The sequence below is a fragment of the Pseudoclavibacter sp. RFBG4 genome (assembly GCF_002931515.1).
In the GTDB taxonomy this organism is placed as follows: Bacteria; Actinomycetota; Actinomycetes; order Actinomycetales; family Microbacteriaceae; genus Pseudoclavibacter.
In genome coordinates this window covers 35,002-49,527 of the sequence record NZ_PSYC01000027.1, presented here as the reverse complement: position 1 = coordinate 49,527, position 14,526 = coordinate 35,002, and the positions used below count along the sequence as shown (strand labels likewise).

Sequence of the window (14,526 nt, the reverse complement as noted above, 5' to 3'; positions counted from 1 at the left end):
CGACGTGATCGCCACCCCGGGGGCGACGCCGGTTCCCACGGCGACCTCGAGCCCCGTGAACGTCCAGGTCGTGGCGGCGCCGCGCGTCGCCGAGAACGAGAATCCCAAGCCGGTCGACGGAGAGCTCCGCTTCACCCGCGGGCAGTGGGCGACGGTCCTCGGAGCGAGTGGAGAGCCCGTCGGGCGCTTCACGGTGACGGGGGTCGTCTTCGGCGTGAAGTGCCTCGCTGAGGACGCGCCGAAGGCGAAGGGGAGCTACGTGGCCATCCAGTTGCAGGTCGAAGGCTACGGCGCGTTGGGTGCAGAGCATGGCGGCGGGGGCTACGGGCCCGTCTTCGGGTTGAACGAGCTGCAGCTCTTCGAGAAGAACTCCGAGTCGCGTCTTGGCGGTGCCATCGCCGAGGACTGCATGGAGGGCTCGGTCGAGCAGCGCGAGTACGGGGTCGGCGAGGAGTCCGGCTACCTCGTCTTCGACGTGCCCAAGAAGAAGTTCGACGTCGTCTGGGAGTACGGCGAGCAGACCTTCCGCTACGTCAACCTCATGCAGTGACGCCCCTCACGCCTTCGCGAGGGGTGCAGGGGCAGCCCCCGAGCCGCTTCGACCGCGGGCTCAGGTGAAGAGCTGGGGGAGGAGTGCCGCCGCAAGGGGGTAGCCGAGGAACGAGACGGCGTCGAGGATGAAATGGGCGACCACGAGCCCGCCCACGCGTCCTCTGCGCAGGAACCACCACGAGAACAGCGCGCCCATGGCCACGTTCCCGATGGCCATACCTGGCCCCTGGTACAGGTGGTAGGACCCGCGCAGCAGCGACGAGGCGACGATGATCTGCCACGTCGCCCACCCGAGTTCACGCAGTCTCGTCACGAGATAGCCGACGACGACGACCTCCTCGAGCAGTGCCGCTCGCAGCGCGGCGAGCAGCAGCAGGATCACGGTCCACCAGGTGATCTCCTGGGCGCTCGCCTCGACCGAGAGCGTGAGGCCGAGGGCCCGCGTCGCCAGGTAGAACAAGATGCCGGGGATGCCGATGCAGGCGGCGAGCAGGAGACCATGGCCCACGTCGCGGACCGGCTGGCGTGCATCCAGGCCGAGCCTCCGGAAGCCGGAGACCGTGGGTGTCCAGAGCAGCCAGATCACGAGCGCCACGGGGACGAGGTCGGTCGCGACGCTCATGAGCTGCAGGAGCGCGTCGAAGAGAGGCCTGGCATCGCGGGAGGCGTTCAGCGTGGTGGTCTGGTCGGCGAGGGCCGTGTCGCGGGTGGCCCGCTCGGCGAGCGAGATGACGGCGTAGAGGCTGGACGGGAGGATCGCCAGCGCGAGGACGATCCAGATCTCCCAGCGCGTGCGGATGCGCGCGGAACGGTCCAGGAGTGCGTGACCTTCACTGACCGTGACGTCAATGCGCGAATGTGACATGTCGGCAGTCTACGAACGCCGACGGGCTTGTGTGAGATGAACAAGACCCGTTTCGTGTGCGTAACAATCTTCTGAATTGGCAAGAGGGCGCGCGCACGGGGGCGTAGGTTCAACGGGTATTTGTCGAGAATTCACAGAGTCCGTGGATCTTCGACGCTCACAGCCCCATGTTTTCCCCAAGGAGGTCCTATGAGGACATCACGAGTTATCGCCACGGGAGCCATCGTCGCCACAAGCGCGTTGGTGCTCGCCGGCTGCTCCGCCCCGAACCGCGATCCGGAGATCGTCGGTGGCTCCGCCATCACGGTTGCCTGGAACGACCCGTTCTTCGCGTTCAACGTCAACACCTCGGCCAACAACGCCGCGGCGAACGCCAACATCGTCCACGTCACGTCGGACGGCTTCATCGACTACGACCCGACCCCCGAGCTCGTGGAGAACACCGAGTTCGGCACCGTCGAAGAGGTCTCGAGCGACCCGCTCACCATCAAGTACACGGTCAACGACGCGGTGACCTGGAGCGACGGGACGCCGTTCGACGGCGCCGACCTGCTCCTCACCTGGGCTGCCAACACGACGCACCGCTCCGCCGGCGAGGTCCCAGAGGCCGAGTACGACGACGAGGGCAACGTCACCAACCAGGACGCGATCGACGCGGCCGCAGACGCTGGTGTCTACTGGGGAACCGACCCGGCTCCCGGCCTGCAGCTCGACCTCGCATCCTCAGTTCCGACGCTGGCCGACGACAACAAGTCGTTCACGGTCGTCTACGACCAGCCGTACGCCGACTGGAAGACCATGTTCGCGCCGGACACGACGGCGATCTCGGCACACGGCACCGTCCAGCTCGCCTACCCGGGTGAGTACGACGACGCGCAGGCCGCCAAGGATGCCTTCATCACGGCCGTCAACGACAACGACACCGCCTTCCTCGGCAAGGTCGCTTCCGAGTACCGCACGGGCTACGACTACACCTCGATGCCCGAGGAGCCGCAGAAGACGCTCTCCAACGGCCCGTACACGATCACGGATCTCGTCGAGAACCAGTACGTGACGCTCACGGCCCGCGAGGACTACACGTGGGGCCCTCTGCCGCACTACGAGACCATCACGATCCGCTTCATCCCGGACCCGCAGGCACAGGTGCAGGCGCTCCAGAACGGTGAAGTCCAGATCGTCTCCGGCCAGCCGACGACCGACCTCCTGCAGCAGCTCGAGGCCACCGAGGGCATCGAGTGGGAGTCCTCGCTCGAGGGCACCTACGAGCACGTCGACCTCCAGGTCGCCAACGGCGGCGTCTTCGACCCCGCAACCTACGGCGGCGACGAGGCCAAGGCCCAGCAGATCCGCGAGGCCTTCCTGCTCACGATCCCGCGCCAGGAGATCGTCGAGAAGCTCATCACGCCGATCGCACCGGATGCGACCACCCGCGACTCGCTCGTGTTCCTCCCCGGAGCCGACGGCTACGAGGAATCCGTCGCCGCAAGCGGCGTCGACCGCTACTCGGGCGACGACGCGGCCATCGAAGAGGCCAAGGGCCTCCTCGCGCAGGCCGGCGAGGCCAACCCGTCCGTCCGCTTCATGACGGCATCGTCGAACCCGCGCCGCCAGCAGGAGCTGCAGCTCATCAAGGCCTCGGCTGAGAAGGCCGGCTTCACGATCGTCGACGCGAGCGCCGAGGACTGGTCCACCGTGCTCACGACGCAGACCGACGCCTACGACGCGGCCCTCTTCGGATGGCAGTCCGAGGGGCTCGGTGTCGGCGAGCCGTCCCCGAACTACATCACGGGTGGCATCAACAACTACTACGGCTGGAGCGACCCCGAGCTCGACCAGATCCTCAAGGACGTCGAGGTCACCCTCGACCCAGCTGAGGCTCAGGGCAAGCTCGTCGACGCCGAGAAGATCATCATGGACAAGTCCTGGTCCGTGCCGATCTTCCAGTTCCCCGGCGTGGTCGCCTGGAGCGACCAGGTCGCGAACGTCAAGCCCGGATTCCTCTCCCCGCAGTACTTCTGGAACGCCTGGGAGTGGGCACCCGTGGAAGCTGCTGAGTAGTCACACCAGCGTCGATCTCTCGACGCGCTGACCGCCGCGCGGTCAGACCAAGCGACGGCGGGAGTACCGTAGTCTTCTCGACTGCGGGACTCCCGCCTCGTCTGTTCGCGGCCACACCCCGGCCGAATGCCTCCTCCAGAACAGGACACCTCTGTGCTGAGATTCACCCTCCGACGCCTCTTCGTGTCGATCTTCATCCTGCTTGGCGCGCTCTTCATCGTGTACAACCTCGTCGCGATCTCGAAGGACCCGCTCGCGGACATCTTGGAGTCCACGGCTCCCAACAAGGAGCAGCTCATCGCCGCGCGCGTGGAGCTCCTGCAACTGGATGTGCCCGCCCCGGCCCGCTTCTTCCTCTGGCTCGGCGGCATCCTCGGGTTCTTCATCCCGACCTTCGACGACCCGAACGGGCTGTTCGGCTTCCTCGGCAACAACTTCTCCATGGGCGTCAACATCGTCGGCCAGGACGTTGGGCCGCTCATCGCCTCGGCGGTCGGCCAGACCCTGCAGCTCGTCACCGCCGCGACGCTCATCGCCGTCGTGATCGGCGTCGCCGTCGGCGTGACGACCGCTCTGCGCCAGTACTCGGGCTACGACTACACGGTGACGTTCCTGTCGTTCCTCACGTACTCGCTGCCGATCTTCTTCGTCGCCGTGCTGCTCAAGCAGTACATGGCCATCGGCTTCAACGACTTCCTGCAGGCCCCGCAGATACCGATACCGATGCTCCTGCTCATCGGCGTGGTCATCGGCTTCATCTTCATGTCGATCATCGGGGGGCCCGCAAAGACGCGAGCCATCGTGTTCGGCGCCGGCACTGCCGGCAGCATCGCGATCCTGTTCGGGATGGAGCTGCTCGACTGGTTCCGCAACCCGGGCCTCGGCACGGTGCTGATCATCTTCCTCGGGCTTGCGACGGTGCTCATCACCGCGGCGCTGACCGTCGGCCTCTCTCACCGTCGCAACCTCATCGTCACCGGTGCTGTCGCGGTCGTCGGGGGAGCGCTCTGGTACCCGCTGCAGTTCGCGATGACCAACGAGATCGGCGCCTGGTTCCCGATCGTCCTCATCGTCGCCTTCACCGCCATCGCCTACTTCGTCGGCAAGTTCTTCGGCGGCCTCGACAAGCGCAACGTCGCAGGCAACGCGGCGATCGTCGGCTTCGTCGTCTCGCTGCTGCTCGTCATCGACCGCGTCATGCAGACCTGGTCCGGCTACTACGACCAGACCGGCGGACGACCGATCGCGACGGTCGGCGCATCCAGCCCGCAGCTCGGCTCCGACCCGTCCATCTGGCTGCAGATGCTCGACGGCTTCACGCACCTGCTGCTGCCGACCATCGCGATCATGGTCATCTCCATCGCGAGCTACAGCCGGTACTCCCGCTCGAGCCTGCTCGAGATCATGAACCAGGACTACGTGCGGACCGCTCGCGCGAAGGGCCTGCCGGAGCGCACGGTGGTCATGCGCCACGCACTGCGCAACTCGCTCATCCCGATCACCACGATCGTCGCAGCCGACGTCGGAGCCATCATCTCCGGCGCGATCGTGACCGAGCAGATCTTCGGCTGGAGGGCGATGGGCTCGATCTTCTCCGAGTCGCTGCGCAACGTCGACCTCAACCCGCTCATGGGCTACGTCCTCGTGACCGCCGCCCTCACGGTGATCTTCAACCTGATCGCCGACATCCTGTACTCCGTCCTCGACCCGCGAATCCGCCTGAGCTGAGAGAGGGCTGAGCTATGACGACTCCGAACTTCACTGAGATCACCTCACCCCAGCCGCACGGCCCCGGGGACGAGCTGACCATCGAGCAGCGCGAGACCATCGGCCTGAGCCAGGGCCAGATCGTCTGGCGCCGGTTCGTGCGCCACACGGGTGCGATGGTCTCGACCGCCGTCCTCCTGGTCATCGTGCTGCTCGTCTTCACCTCCGTCGGCATCGTCGTGCCGTGGTGGGACTTCTCCGAGGGCAAGTTCACGCAGATCCAGGTCCCCGGCTGGTGGGCCTACGACTGGAACTCCATCGCCCCCATCGAGAACGGCGGCAACCCGACCTTCGTGAGCCTGTTCGACTGGGGCTCGCACCCGTTCGGCCAGGACGAGATCGGCCGCGACATCTTCGCCCGCGTCATGCGCGGAACGCAGCAGTCGCTCACGGTCATGTTCATCTACGGCATCCTCGCCGCGGTCATCGGCATCATCGTCGGAGGCATCGCGGGGTACTACCGCGGATGGGTCGACAACGTGCTCATGCGCGTCACCGACCTCTTCCTCGTCATCCCGACGCTCGTCTTCGCGGCCGTCCTCGGCCAGCTCGCCGGCCAGAACGAGGTCCTCCGGGCCTACGGCGCCGTCTCGCTTGCCGTCGTGCTCGGTCTCGTCGGCTGGATGTCGCTTGCCCGCCTCGTGCGAGGAGAGTTCCTCACGCTCCGCGAGCGGGAGTTCGTCGACGCCGCTCGCGTCGCCGGTGCGTCGGGTCGACGCATCATCTTCCGCCACATCCTGCCGAACGCCCTGGGCGTGGTCATCGTCTCCACGACCCTGCTCATGAGCGCGGCCATCATCCTCGAGGCCAACCTGTCGTTCCTGGGCTTCGGCATCCAGCCGCCAGACGTCTCCCTCGGCCAGATCGTGCAGGAGTACCAGGGCGCGTTCGCCACTCGCCCGTGGCTGTTCTGGTTCCCGGGTGCCTTCATCGTCGCGATCGCGCTGTGCATCAACTTCATCGGCGACGGCCTACGCGACGCGTTCGACCCGCGCCAGCGCAAGATCCCGGGCAACGGCACCTGGTCGCGCATGTGGCGCACGCTCTCGTCGCGCGACGGACGCCCCACCAAGGGCGACACGAGCACGGGTGACGCAAGCAAGGCGGATGCGTGACGCGCCTCGTCGCAGAGCGAGCCCCTCGCCTGGTCCTCGACGGACTAGATGGCGATGAGCGCGCCGACCACGAGCACCGTCGTGATGAGCACCACCGTGTTCACCACGTTCTGGGTGCGCACGACGGGACCGATCGGCGTTCCGGCGTCTCGCTGCTGCTGAGCCCTGCGATGCGTGAGGTTCACGGCGGCGTCGCCGGAGTAGGTTCCGGGAGCCGCGCTCGTGCGGATGCTCTGGGACTCGTCCGTGAGCCGGCGCGGGTCCTTCCAGAGGAGCGGATCGCGCGGGTCCATGCGCTCAGCGCTGAGTCGGTCGGGCGGGGGAGCGGCCCACGCGCTGACCTTGCCCTCCGGCGTCGTGACGGTGAAGCCGCGCGTCGTCTCGACGAGCTCGATCTGCCCGTAGGGCACGACCGTCTTCTTGAGCGGGTTGTTCACCTCGAGCGCCTCGTCCGTGAAGACGACGCTCGGGCTCACCAGGGTGATCCATCCGAGGCCGAGGGCCAGGATGGGCAGCGGCAGCACCGAGAGCAGGTGCCGCTCGGCTCCCGGAGTGATCATCACGGAGATGACGGCGACGAGTGCCATCGCGGCGATGACGCCGTAGACGACAAGACCCATACGGGGGCGGAGAACGGTTCGCTCGGACACCCGCCCATTCTCGCAGAGGCCGCACGGCCCACACCCCAGACAGCACGCACTGCAACCGCAGCCCACCGGGAGGCACGCTCATGAGCACGACTTCACGCAAAGACGACACGACGCCGATCCTCGAGGTCCAGGATCTGAGCGTCGAGTTCTGGGTCGGCGGCGACTGGGTCACCGCCGCGAAGGACATCAACTACGTGGTCCGGCCGGGCGAGGTGCTCGCCATCGTCGGCGAGTCGGGTTCCGGCAAGTCCGTGTCGTCCATGACGCTCCTCGACCTCCTCCCGAAGAACGGGCGCACCTCCGGCAGCGCGAAGCTCAACGGCACCGAGCTCATCGGGGCGCCGCAGTCGACGCTGCGCCGCGCTCGAGGCAACGACATCGCGGTGATCTTCCAGGAGCCCATGACGGCGCTCAACCCGGTGCTGACGATCGGGTTCCAGATCTCCGAGGCGCTGCGCATCCACAACCCCACGATGACGCCGAACGCCGCCAGGGAGCGCGCGCTCGAGCTCCTCCGTCTCGTCGAGATGCCCAACCCGGCGAAGGCGTTCGACTCCTACCCGCACCAGCTCTCCGGCGGACAGCGCCAGCGCGCCATGATCGCGCAGTCGCTCAGCTGCGACCCGGACCTCCTCATCGCCGACGAGCCGACGACGGCCCTCGACGTGACGATCCAGGCCGAGATCCTCGAGCTCATGCGGTCGCTGCACGAACGCCTCAACTCGGCGATCGTCATCATCACGCACGACATGGGCGTCGTCGCCGACATCGCCGACAACGTCATCGTGATGAAGGGCGGCGAGATCGTCGAGCGCGGCACCGTGCGAGAGATCTTCAAGAACCCGCAGCACGCCTACACCAAGACGCTGCTCGACGCGGTTCCGCACCTGGGCACCGGAGAGGCGAGCGGGCTGGATGCGCGCGAGTTCACGGGTGAGCCGGCGCTCGTCGTGCAGAACGCCGACATCGAGTACCCGAAGCAGGGCCGCGTCCCCGCCTTCAAGGCCGTCGAGGACGCGACCTTCGAGATCTACCCAGGCGAGATCGTGAGCGTCGTCGGAGAGTCGGGATCGGGGAAGACGACGGTCGCTCGCGCGGTCGTCGGACTGCTGCCGGTCGCCGCCGGCTCGATGAAGCTCAACGGCGTCGAGCTGAACGGGGTCTCGAGGCACGACCTCGCGAAGGTGCGCCGCGATATCGGCATCGTCTTCCAGGACCCGGGCTCGTCGCTCAACCCGAGGTGGCCCGTCGGGCAGTCGATCGCGGAGCCGCTCATCCTCGAGAAGAAGCTGACGAAGGCGGAGATCGAGGCCAGAGTCGGCGAGCTGCTCGACCAGGTCGAGCTTCCCCGCTCGTTCCGCAACCGCTACCCGAACGAGCTGTCCGGTGGACAGCGTCAGCGCATCGGCATCGCCCGCGCCCTGGCGCTCGAGCCGAAGCTCCTCGTGGCCGATGAGCCCACCTCCGCCCTGGACGTGTCGGTGCAGAAGCGCGTGCTCGAGCTGCTCGTCGAGATCCAGCAGCGGCTGCAGTTCGCCGTGCTGTTCGTGACGCACGACCTGGCCGTCGTCGACCAGCTGGCGAACCGGGTCATCGTCATGAACCACGGCAAGATCGTGGAGCAGGGGCCGACCGACCAGATCCTCCGTGCTCCGCAGGACCCGTACACGCAGCGCCTCGTCGCCGCCGTGCCGGTGCCGGACCCCGACGAGCAGGCGATCCGCCGAGCCGAGCGGGCCGCGCTCAAGCGCGCAACCGAGGGTGCGGTCACGGCCGAGGTCCTCGGTGACGACATCGTGGCCTCCGATGCTCCTTCGGCGCAGCAGGAGGACATCCTGCGCGCCGAGGCGGAGGAGCGGGAATCCGGCCAGTGACTCGGTAGAAACTTCGACCAGCGTGGGTGCCATCTCACGCTGGTCGGGAGGCGTGTCCTCCGTGACGTAGGATGAACTGCCCTTTTCTCAAATGAAAGCACCCCTGAATGACTGCTGTGCCTGTCGCCCACCGTTCTGAACTCCGTAACGTCGCCATCGTGGCGCACGTCGACCACGGCAAGACGACCCTCGTCGACGCCATGCTGAAGCAGACGGGCTCGTTTGGCGAGCACGACAGCAACTCGACCGAAGCCCGAGTCATGGACTCGAACGACCTCGAGCGTGAAAAGGGCATCACCATCCTCGCCAAGAACACGGCGATCTCCTACAAGGGGAAGCACGCCACGGATGGCCCGATCACGATCAACGTGATCGACACCCCTGGCCACGCCGACTTCGGTGGCGAGGTCGAGCGCGGCCTGTCCATGGTCGACGGTGTCGTCCTCCTCGTCGACGCCTCCGAGGGACCCCTCCCGCAGACTCGCTTCGTGCTCCGCAAGGCGCTCGCCGCGAACCTCCCGGTCATCCTGTGCGTCAACAAGACCGACCGTCCGGACGCGCGCATCGACGAGGTCGTCGCCGAGAGCCAGGACCTGCTCCTCGGTCTCGCCTCCGACATGGCCGACGAGGCGCCCGATCTCGACATCGACGCGCTCCTCGACCTGCCCGTCCTCTACGCCTCGGGCCGCGCTGGTGCCGCTTCGCACAACCAGCCCGCCGACGGCGAGCTGCCGGACAACGACGACCTCGAGCCGCTCTTCGAGACGATCCTCAAGCACATCCAGCCGCCGGCCTTCGACCCGGAGGCGCCGCTGCAGGCGCACGTGACGAACCTGGACAGCTCCCCGTTCCTCGGCCGTCTCGCTCTGCTGCGCGTCTTCAACGGCACGCTCAAGAAGGGCCAGAACGTGGCCTGGGTGAAGAACGACGGCTCGGTGCACAACGTGCGCATCACGGAGCTCCTCGAGACGAAGGCGCTCGACCGCGTCCCCACCGACTCCGCTGGCCCCGGTGACATCGTCGCCGTCGCCGGCATCCCCGAGATCATGATCGGCGAGACGATCGCCGACCCGGAGGACATCCGTCCTCTTCCCGGCATCACGGTCGACGAGCCCGCCATCTCGATGACGATCGGCACGAACACCTCGCCCATCATGGGCAAGGTCAAGGGCCACAAGCTCACCTCGCGCATGGTCAAGGACCGCCTCGACCGCGAGCTCATCGGCAACGTCTCGATCCGCGTCCTCGACATCGGACGCCCGGACGCCTGGGAAGTCCAGGGCCGTGGCGAGCTCGCGCTCTCGGTCCTCATCGAGAACATGCGCCGCGAGGGCTTCGAGCTCACGGCCGGCAAGCCGCAGGTGGTCACGAAGATCGTCGACGGCAAGACGCACGAGCCGTTCGAGCACCTCACGATCGACTCGCCGGAGGAGCACCTCGGTGCCATCACGCAGCTGCTCGCCGCGCGCAAGGGCCGCATGGAGTCGATGTCGAACCACGGCACGGGCTGGGTTCGCATGGAATTCGTCATCCCGTCGCGAGGCCTCATCGGCTTCCGCAGCGAGTTCATGACGAGCACGCGTGGAACCGGCATCGCGAACGCCATCTCGCACGGCTACGAGCCGTGGGCCGGCCCGATCACGACCCGCACGTCGGGCTCGATCGTCGCCGACCGCGCCGGAGTCGCGACGCCGTTCGCGATGATCGCACTTCAGGAGCGCATGTCGTTCTTCGTGCAGCCGACCGAAGAGGTCTACGAGGGCATGGTCATCGGCGAGAACTCGCGCGCCGACGACATGGACGTCAACGTGACCAAGGAGAAGAAGCTCACGAACATGCGTTCCGCCAACGCGGACACGTTCGAGTCGATGACGCCTTCTCGTCAGCTCACGCTCGAGGAGTGCCTCGAGTTCGCCCGCGAGGACGAGTGCGTCGAGGTCACGCCCGAGAAGATCCGCATCCGCAAGCTGCTCCTCGACGGCAACGCGCGTGCGCGTGCCACGTCGCGCGCCAAGAAGCAGTAGTTGCGCGTGCGCCCTCGCACGGCAACACGTGAACAGTAAGGTCGTATGACGGAAGTCATCGAACAGCCTGCCGCAGAGCAGCGAACCGGGGAACGCATCCTCGGGGCGCTGCTCTACGCGCTTTTCGGCCTCATCGTCGGCACCGTGACGACGTTCCTCCACCGTGGCCGCGTCGAGCTCTTCGAGACGACGCTCTGGGTGGGCATCGTGCTCGGCCTCGCCTGCATCCTGTGCCTCGGCATCGGCCTGCGCCTGTACCTCGTCGACCGGTGGATGAGCACCGGGTTCGCTGTCGGGGTCATCGTCGCGGTTGTCGGCCTCGGCGTCTGGAATCCCGGTTCGAGCGTCGTCGTGGTCGGCGACGTGGTCGGCCTCGCCTGGCTCGCCCTTGCGTCCCTCGTCGCGGCGGGCTGCGCGTTCTGGCCCGCCCTGCCGAGCCGCCGATCGCGAACGGCGACCGGCGTCGGCGAGTACGATGAGAGATCGCAACCGAGCTAGGAGGAGTCACCTCAGTGACCTACGTCATCGCCCTTCCCTGTGTCGACGTGAAGGACCGGGCCTGCATCGATGAGTGCCCCGTCGACTGCATCTACGAGGGCGATCGGATGCTCTACATCCACCCCGACGAGTGCGTCGACTGCGGTGCCTGCGAACCCGTCTGCCCTGTCGAGGCCATCTACTACGAGGACGACCTGCCGGAGGAGTGGAGCGAGTACTACACCGCGAACGTCGACTTCTTCTCCGAGATCGGCTCGCCAGGGGGAGCGGCGAAGGTCGGTGTCATCCACCACGACCACCCGGTCATCGCGGCGCTCGAACCGCAGGGAGAGGGCGCGTGACGCTCGGCGAGCTCCCCGACTACCCCTGGGACCAGCTGACGCCCTACATCGACCAGGCGAACGCGCACCCGGATGGTGCCCTCGACCTCTCGATCGGCTCTCCCGTCGACCCGACGCCGGAGGTCGTTCGCGCGGCGCTGCGGGAGCACGCCGACGCGCACTCCTACCCGACCACGATCGGCACACCGGAAGCCAGGGACGCCGTCGTCGCCTGGTTCGCGCGGTGCCGCGGCGTGAGTGGCCTGCAGCGCTCGAACGCGATGCTCACGGTCGGCTCGAAGGAGTTCGTCGCGACGACGGCCTTCTTCCTGCGACTCGGCGAGGGCGACACGGTCGTCTACCCTGCCCGGGCCTACCCAACGTACGAGATCGGCGCGGTCTTCGCCGGAGCCCAGGGCTTCGCGGGCGACGACCCCGCAGCCTGGCCGGAATCGACGAGGCTCATCTGGCTCAACAGCCCAGGCAACCCCGACGGCCGAGTGCTCGGCGTCGAGGAGCTCGCGGCCGCGGTCTCCCGTGCTCGCGAGCTGGGCGCCGTCATCATCAACGACGAGTGCTACGCGGAACTCGGCTGGGGGGACTGGTCGGGCGAGCGCATCCCGAGCATCCTCGACGAGCGGGTCACGGGTGGCGACCTGAGCAACATCCTCGCGTGCTCGTCGCTCTCGAAGCGGTCGAATCTGGCGGGCTACCGGGCGGCCTACGTCGCGGGTGACCCGCAGCTCATCTCGCGCCTGCTCACTGCACGCAAGCACGCGGGTCTCATCGTCCCTGCCCCGGTGCAGGCGGCCGTCGTGGCTGCGCTCGGCGACGACGAGCATGCCGTCGAGCAGTACCACCGCTACCTCCGTCGCCGAGAGGTGCTCCTTCCCGCGCTCCAGGCGTGGGGTCTGCGCATCGAGCACAGCGAGGCGGGCCTCTACCTGTGGGGCACCAAGGGCGACGACTCCTGGGCAACGATCGAGGAGCTCGCACAGCTCGGCATCATCGCGGGTCCCGGGGTCTTCTACGGGGAGGCAGGCGGGCGGCACGTCCGAGTCTCCCTCACGGCCACGGATGCGCACATCGACGAGGCCGCGCGGCGGCTCATCGCGGCCAGTCCTGGCCATTCCGCGCAAGCTCAGTAGGTATCGAACAGCACATCGCGAGTTTCATTGTGGATTCGCATAGTCACCTGGTCGACCGATTAGGCTATGAGAACACTGCGCGTTCTGCGTGCTCGCCGGGGAGCATCCCCCACCCGCTCGAGGAGGATCTGTGACTGAACAGCACAAGCAGGCTGAGGCCCACCGGAATGAGGCGGACTCAGCCACCTTCAGGATCGGCGACAGGACAGCTGAGTTCCCGGTCCTGCGTGCCACCGAAGGCGCTGACGCGGTCGACATCTCGACGTTCATGAAGCAGACCGGGTACACCACGCTCGACCAGGGCTTCGTCAACACCTCGTCGACCAAGTCGGCGATCACGTACATCGATGGTGCCAACGGCATCCTCCGCTACCGCGGCTATCCGATCGAGGAGCTGGCCTCCAAGTCGAGCTTCCTCGAGGTCGCGTACCTGCTGCTCTACGGCCAGCTGCCGACCGAGTCGGAGTACGAGAACTTCACCGACCGCATCCGCCACCACACGCTCCTGCACGAGGACCTCAAGCGCTTCTTCACGGCACTGCCGCCGCACGCGCACCCGATGTCCGTGCTGTCGAGCGCCGTCAACGCGCTCTCGACGTACTACGAGGATTCCCTCGACGTCCACAACCCCGAGATGATCGAGCAGTCGACCATCCGCCTCCTCGCGAAGATCCCGGTCATCGCCGCCTACGCGCACAAGAAGAGCATCGGCCAGGCGTTCCTGTACCCGGACAACTCGCTCGACTTCGTCGACAACTTCCTCAAGCTCAACTTCGGCAACCTCGCGGAGCCCTACGAGGTCAACCCCGTGCTGTCGAAGGCACTCGAGCGCCTCCTCATCCTGCACGCCGACCACGAGCAGAACGCGTCGACCTCGACGGTGCGTCTCGTGGGCTCGACCGAGGCGAACATGTACTCCTCGATCTCCGCCGGCATCAGCGCGCTCAACGGCCCGCTGCACGGTGGCGCCAACGAGGCCGTCCTCAAGATGCTCGCGCAGATCCAGGAATCCGGCGAGGGCGTCGACCGCTTCGTCGAGCGGGTCAAGAACAAGGAAGACGGCGTGCGCCTCATGGGCTTCGGCCACCGGGTGTACAAGAGCTACGACCCCCGCGCGAAGCTCGTCAAGGAGTCCGCTGACGAGGTGCTCGCCGCGCTCGGCGTCAACGACCCGCTTCTCGAGCTCGCGACGCAGCTCGAGCAGGTCGCCTTGAACGACGACTACTTCAAAGAGCGAAGCCTGTACCCGAACGTCGACTTCTACACTGGCCTCATCTACAAGGCGATGGGCTTCCCGACGCGCATGTTCACGGTGCTCTTCGCCATCGGACGCCTCCCCGGCTGGCTCGCGCACTGGCGTGAGGCGAACGCGGATGCCAAGACCAAGATCGGGCGCCCGCAGCAGCTCTACACGGGTGAGGCCGAGCGCCACTACCCGGAGAACCGCGGCTTCCAGCTGCTCTGACGTCTGACCCGCGCAGGTGACGCGTGCCGACGCAGCCTGGAATCCCCTGTGAGGGGTTCCGCTGCGACGGCACGCGTTCTACGCTGATCGAACAAGACACTCCCCGCTCGAGCCGCACGACAGGTGGCCAGCGGGGAGTGTTGTTCTGTCTCCGGGCTGCTGACCACGGGTCCAGTCCGGAGGTGCTCCG

The 14,526-nt window shown here is 67.0% G+C and carries 12 protein-coding genes; 10 read left to right on the top strand and 2 right to left on the bottom strand.

Annotation, left to right across the window (positions count from 1 at the left end):
- Positions 1-4: 4 nt before the first annotated feature.
- Entirely contained in the window at positions 5-550 is a 546-nt protein-coding gene (locus tag C5E10_RS10335) for a hypothetical protein (protein WP_146080230.1), read from the top strand.
- Positions 551-610: 60 nt separating this feature from the next.
- Here the strand turns inward: C5E10_RS10335 and C5E10_RS10330 are convergent, their stop codons facing one another.
- Positions 611-1,417: a CPBP family intramembrane glutamic endopeptidase gene (locus C5E10_RS10330; RefSeq protein ID WP_104331559.1), complete on the bottom strand. Its 807-nt coding sequence runs from the start codon at positions 1,415-1,417 to the stop codon at positions 611-613.
- A 189-nt stretch (positions 1,418-1,606) separates the two neighbouring features.
- Here C5E10_RS10330 and C5E10_RS10325 point away from each other — a divergent pair, with 189 nt between their 5' ends.
- The 3 genes from C5E10_RS10325 to C5E10_RS10315 all read left to right on the top strand — a co-directional run bounded on the left by C5E10_RS10325 (position 1,607) and on the right by C5E10_RS10315 (position 6,357).
- Entirely contained in the window at positions 1,607-3,475 is a 1,869-nt protein-coding gene (locus tag C5E10_RS10325; RefSeq protein ID WP_104331558.1) for an ABC transporter family substrate-binding protein, read from the top strand.
- A gap of 153 nt (positions 3,476-3,628) precedes the next feature.
- Positions 3,629-5,203: an ABC transporter permease gene (locus C5E10_RS10320; protein WP_104331557.1), complete on the top strand. Its 1,575-nt coding sequence runs from the start codon at positions 3,629-3,631 to the stop codon at positions 5,201-5,203.
- A 14-nt stretch (positions 5,204-5,217) separates the two neighbouring features.
- Positions 5,218-6,357, top strand: coding sequence for an ABC transporter permease (locus C5E10_RS10315; RefSeq protein ID WP_104331556.1), 1,140 nt, complete (start codon positions 5,218-5,220; stop codon positions 6,355-6,357).
- Positions 6,358-6,401: 44 nt separating this feature from the next.
- On the opposite strand, the gene C5E10_RS10310 is transcribed toward C5E10_RS10315, so the two are convergent.
- Entirely contained in the window at positions 6,402-7,007 is a 606-nt protein-coding gene (locus C5E10_RS10310) for a hypothetical protein (protein WP_146080229.1), read from the bottom strand.
- 80 nt (positions 7,008-7,087) lie between these two features.
- On the opposite strand from C5E10_RS10310, the gene C5E10_RS10305 reads away from it, so the two are divergent.
- The 6 genes from C5E10_RS10305 to C5E10_RS10280 all read left to right on the top strand — a co-directional run bounded on the left by C5E10_RS10305 (position 7,088) and on the right by C5E10_RS10280 (position 14,336).
- Positions 7,088-8,881, top strand: a complete 1,794-nt coding sequence (locus C5E10_RS10305) for an ABC transporter ATP-binding protein (protein WP_104331554.1) — start codon at positions 7,088-7,090, stop codon at positions 8,879-8,881.
- A 107-nt stretch (positions 8,882-8,988) separates the two neighbouring features.
- Complete coding sequence (typA, locus tag C5E10_RS10300) at positions 8,989-10,905, top strand: translational GTPase TypA (RefSeq protein WP_181062720.1); 1,917 nt, start codon at positions 8,989-8,991, stop codon at positions 10,903-10,905.
- Positions 10,906-10,950: 45 nt separating this feature from the next.
- The gene (locus tag C5E10_RS10295) at positions 10,951-11,403 is read left to right on the top strand and encodes a hypothetical protein (RefSeq protein WP_104331553.1); all 453 of its coding nucleotides are present in this window, start codon (positions 10,951-10,953) and stop codon (positions 11,401-11,403) included.
- A 14-nt stretch (positions 11,404-11,417) separates the two neighbouring features.
- Positions 11,418-11,744: a ferredoxin gene (gene fdxA / locus C5E10_RS10290; RefSeq protein ID WP_104241603.1), complete on the top strand. Its 327-nt coding sequence runs from the start codon at positions 11,418-11,420 to the stop codon at positions 11,742-11,744.
- Complete coding sequence (gene dapC / locus C5E10_RS10285; RefSeq protein ID WP_104331552.1) at positions 11,741-12,871, top strand: succinyldiaminopimelate transaminase; 1,131 nt, start codon at positions 11,741-11,743, stop codon at positions 12,869-12,871. Before fdxA ends, dapC begins: the two co-directional genes overlap by 4 nt.
- Positions 12,872-13,001: 130 nt before the next feature.
- Positions 13,002-14,336 carry a citrate synthase gene (locus C5E10_RS10280; RefSeq protein ID WP_104331551.1) on the top strand — a complete coding sequence of 445 codons (1,335 nt, stop codon included), beginning with the start codon at positions 13,002-13,004 and terminating at the stop codon, positions 14,334-14,336.
- Positions 14,337-14,526 lie beyond the last annotated feature (190 nt).

Bases quoted from the DNA above. Each gene is read 5' to 3' on its own strand.
- C5E10_RS10305 (WP_104331554.1), top strand. From the start codon at position 7,088: ATGAGCACGACTTCACGCAAAGACGACACGACGCCGATCCTCGAGGTC.
- typA (WP_181062720.1), top strand. From the start codon at position 8,989: ATGACTGCTGTGCCTGTCGCCCACCGTTCTGAACTCCGTAACGTCGCC.
- C5E10_RS10295 (WP_104331553.1), top strand. From the start codon at position 10,951: ATGACGGAAGTCATCGAACAGCCTGCCGCAGAGCAGCGAACCGGGGAA.
- C5E10_RS10330 (WP_104331559.1), bottom strand. From the start codon at position 1,417: ATGTCACATTCGCGCATTGACGTCACGGTCAGTGAAGGTCACGCACTC.
- C5E10_RS10325 (WP_104331558.1), top strand. From the start codon at position 1,607: ATGAGGACATCACGAGTTATCGCCACGGGAGCCATCGTCGCCACAAGC.
- C5E10_RS10315 (WP_104331556.1), top strand. From the start codon at position 5,218: ATGACGACTCCGAACTTCACTGAGATCACCTCACCCCAGCCGCACGGC.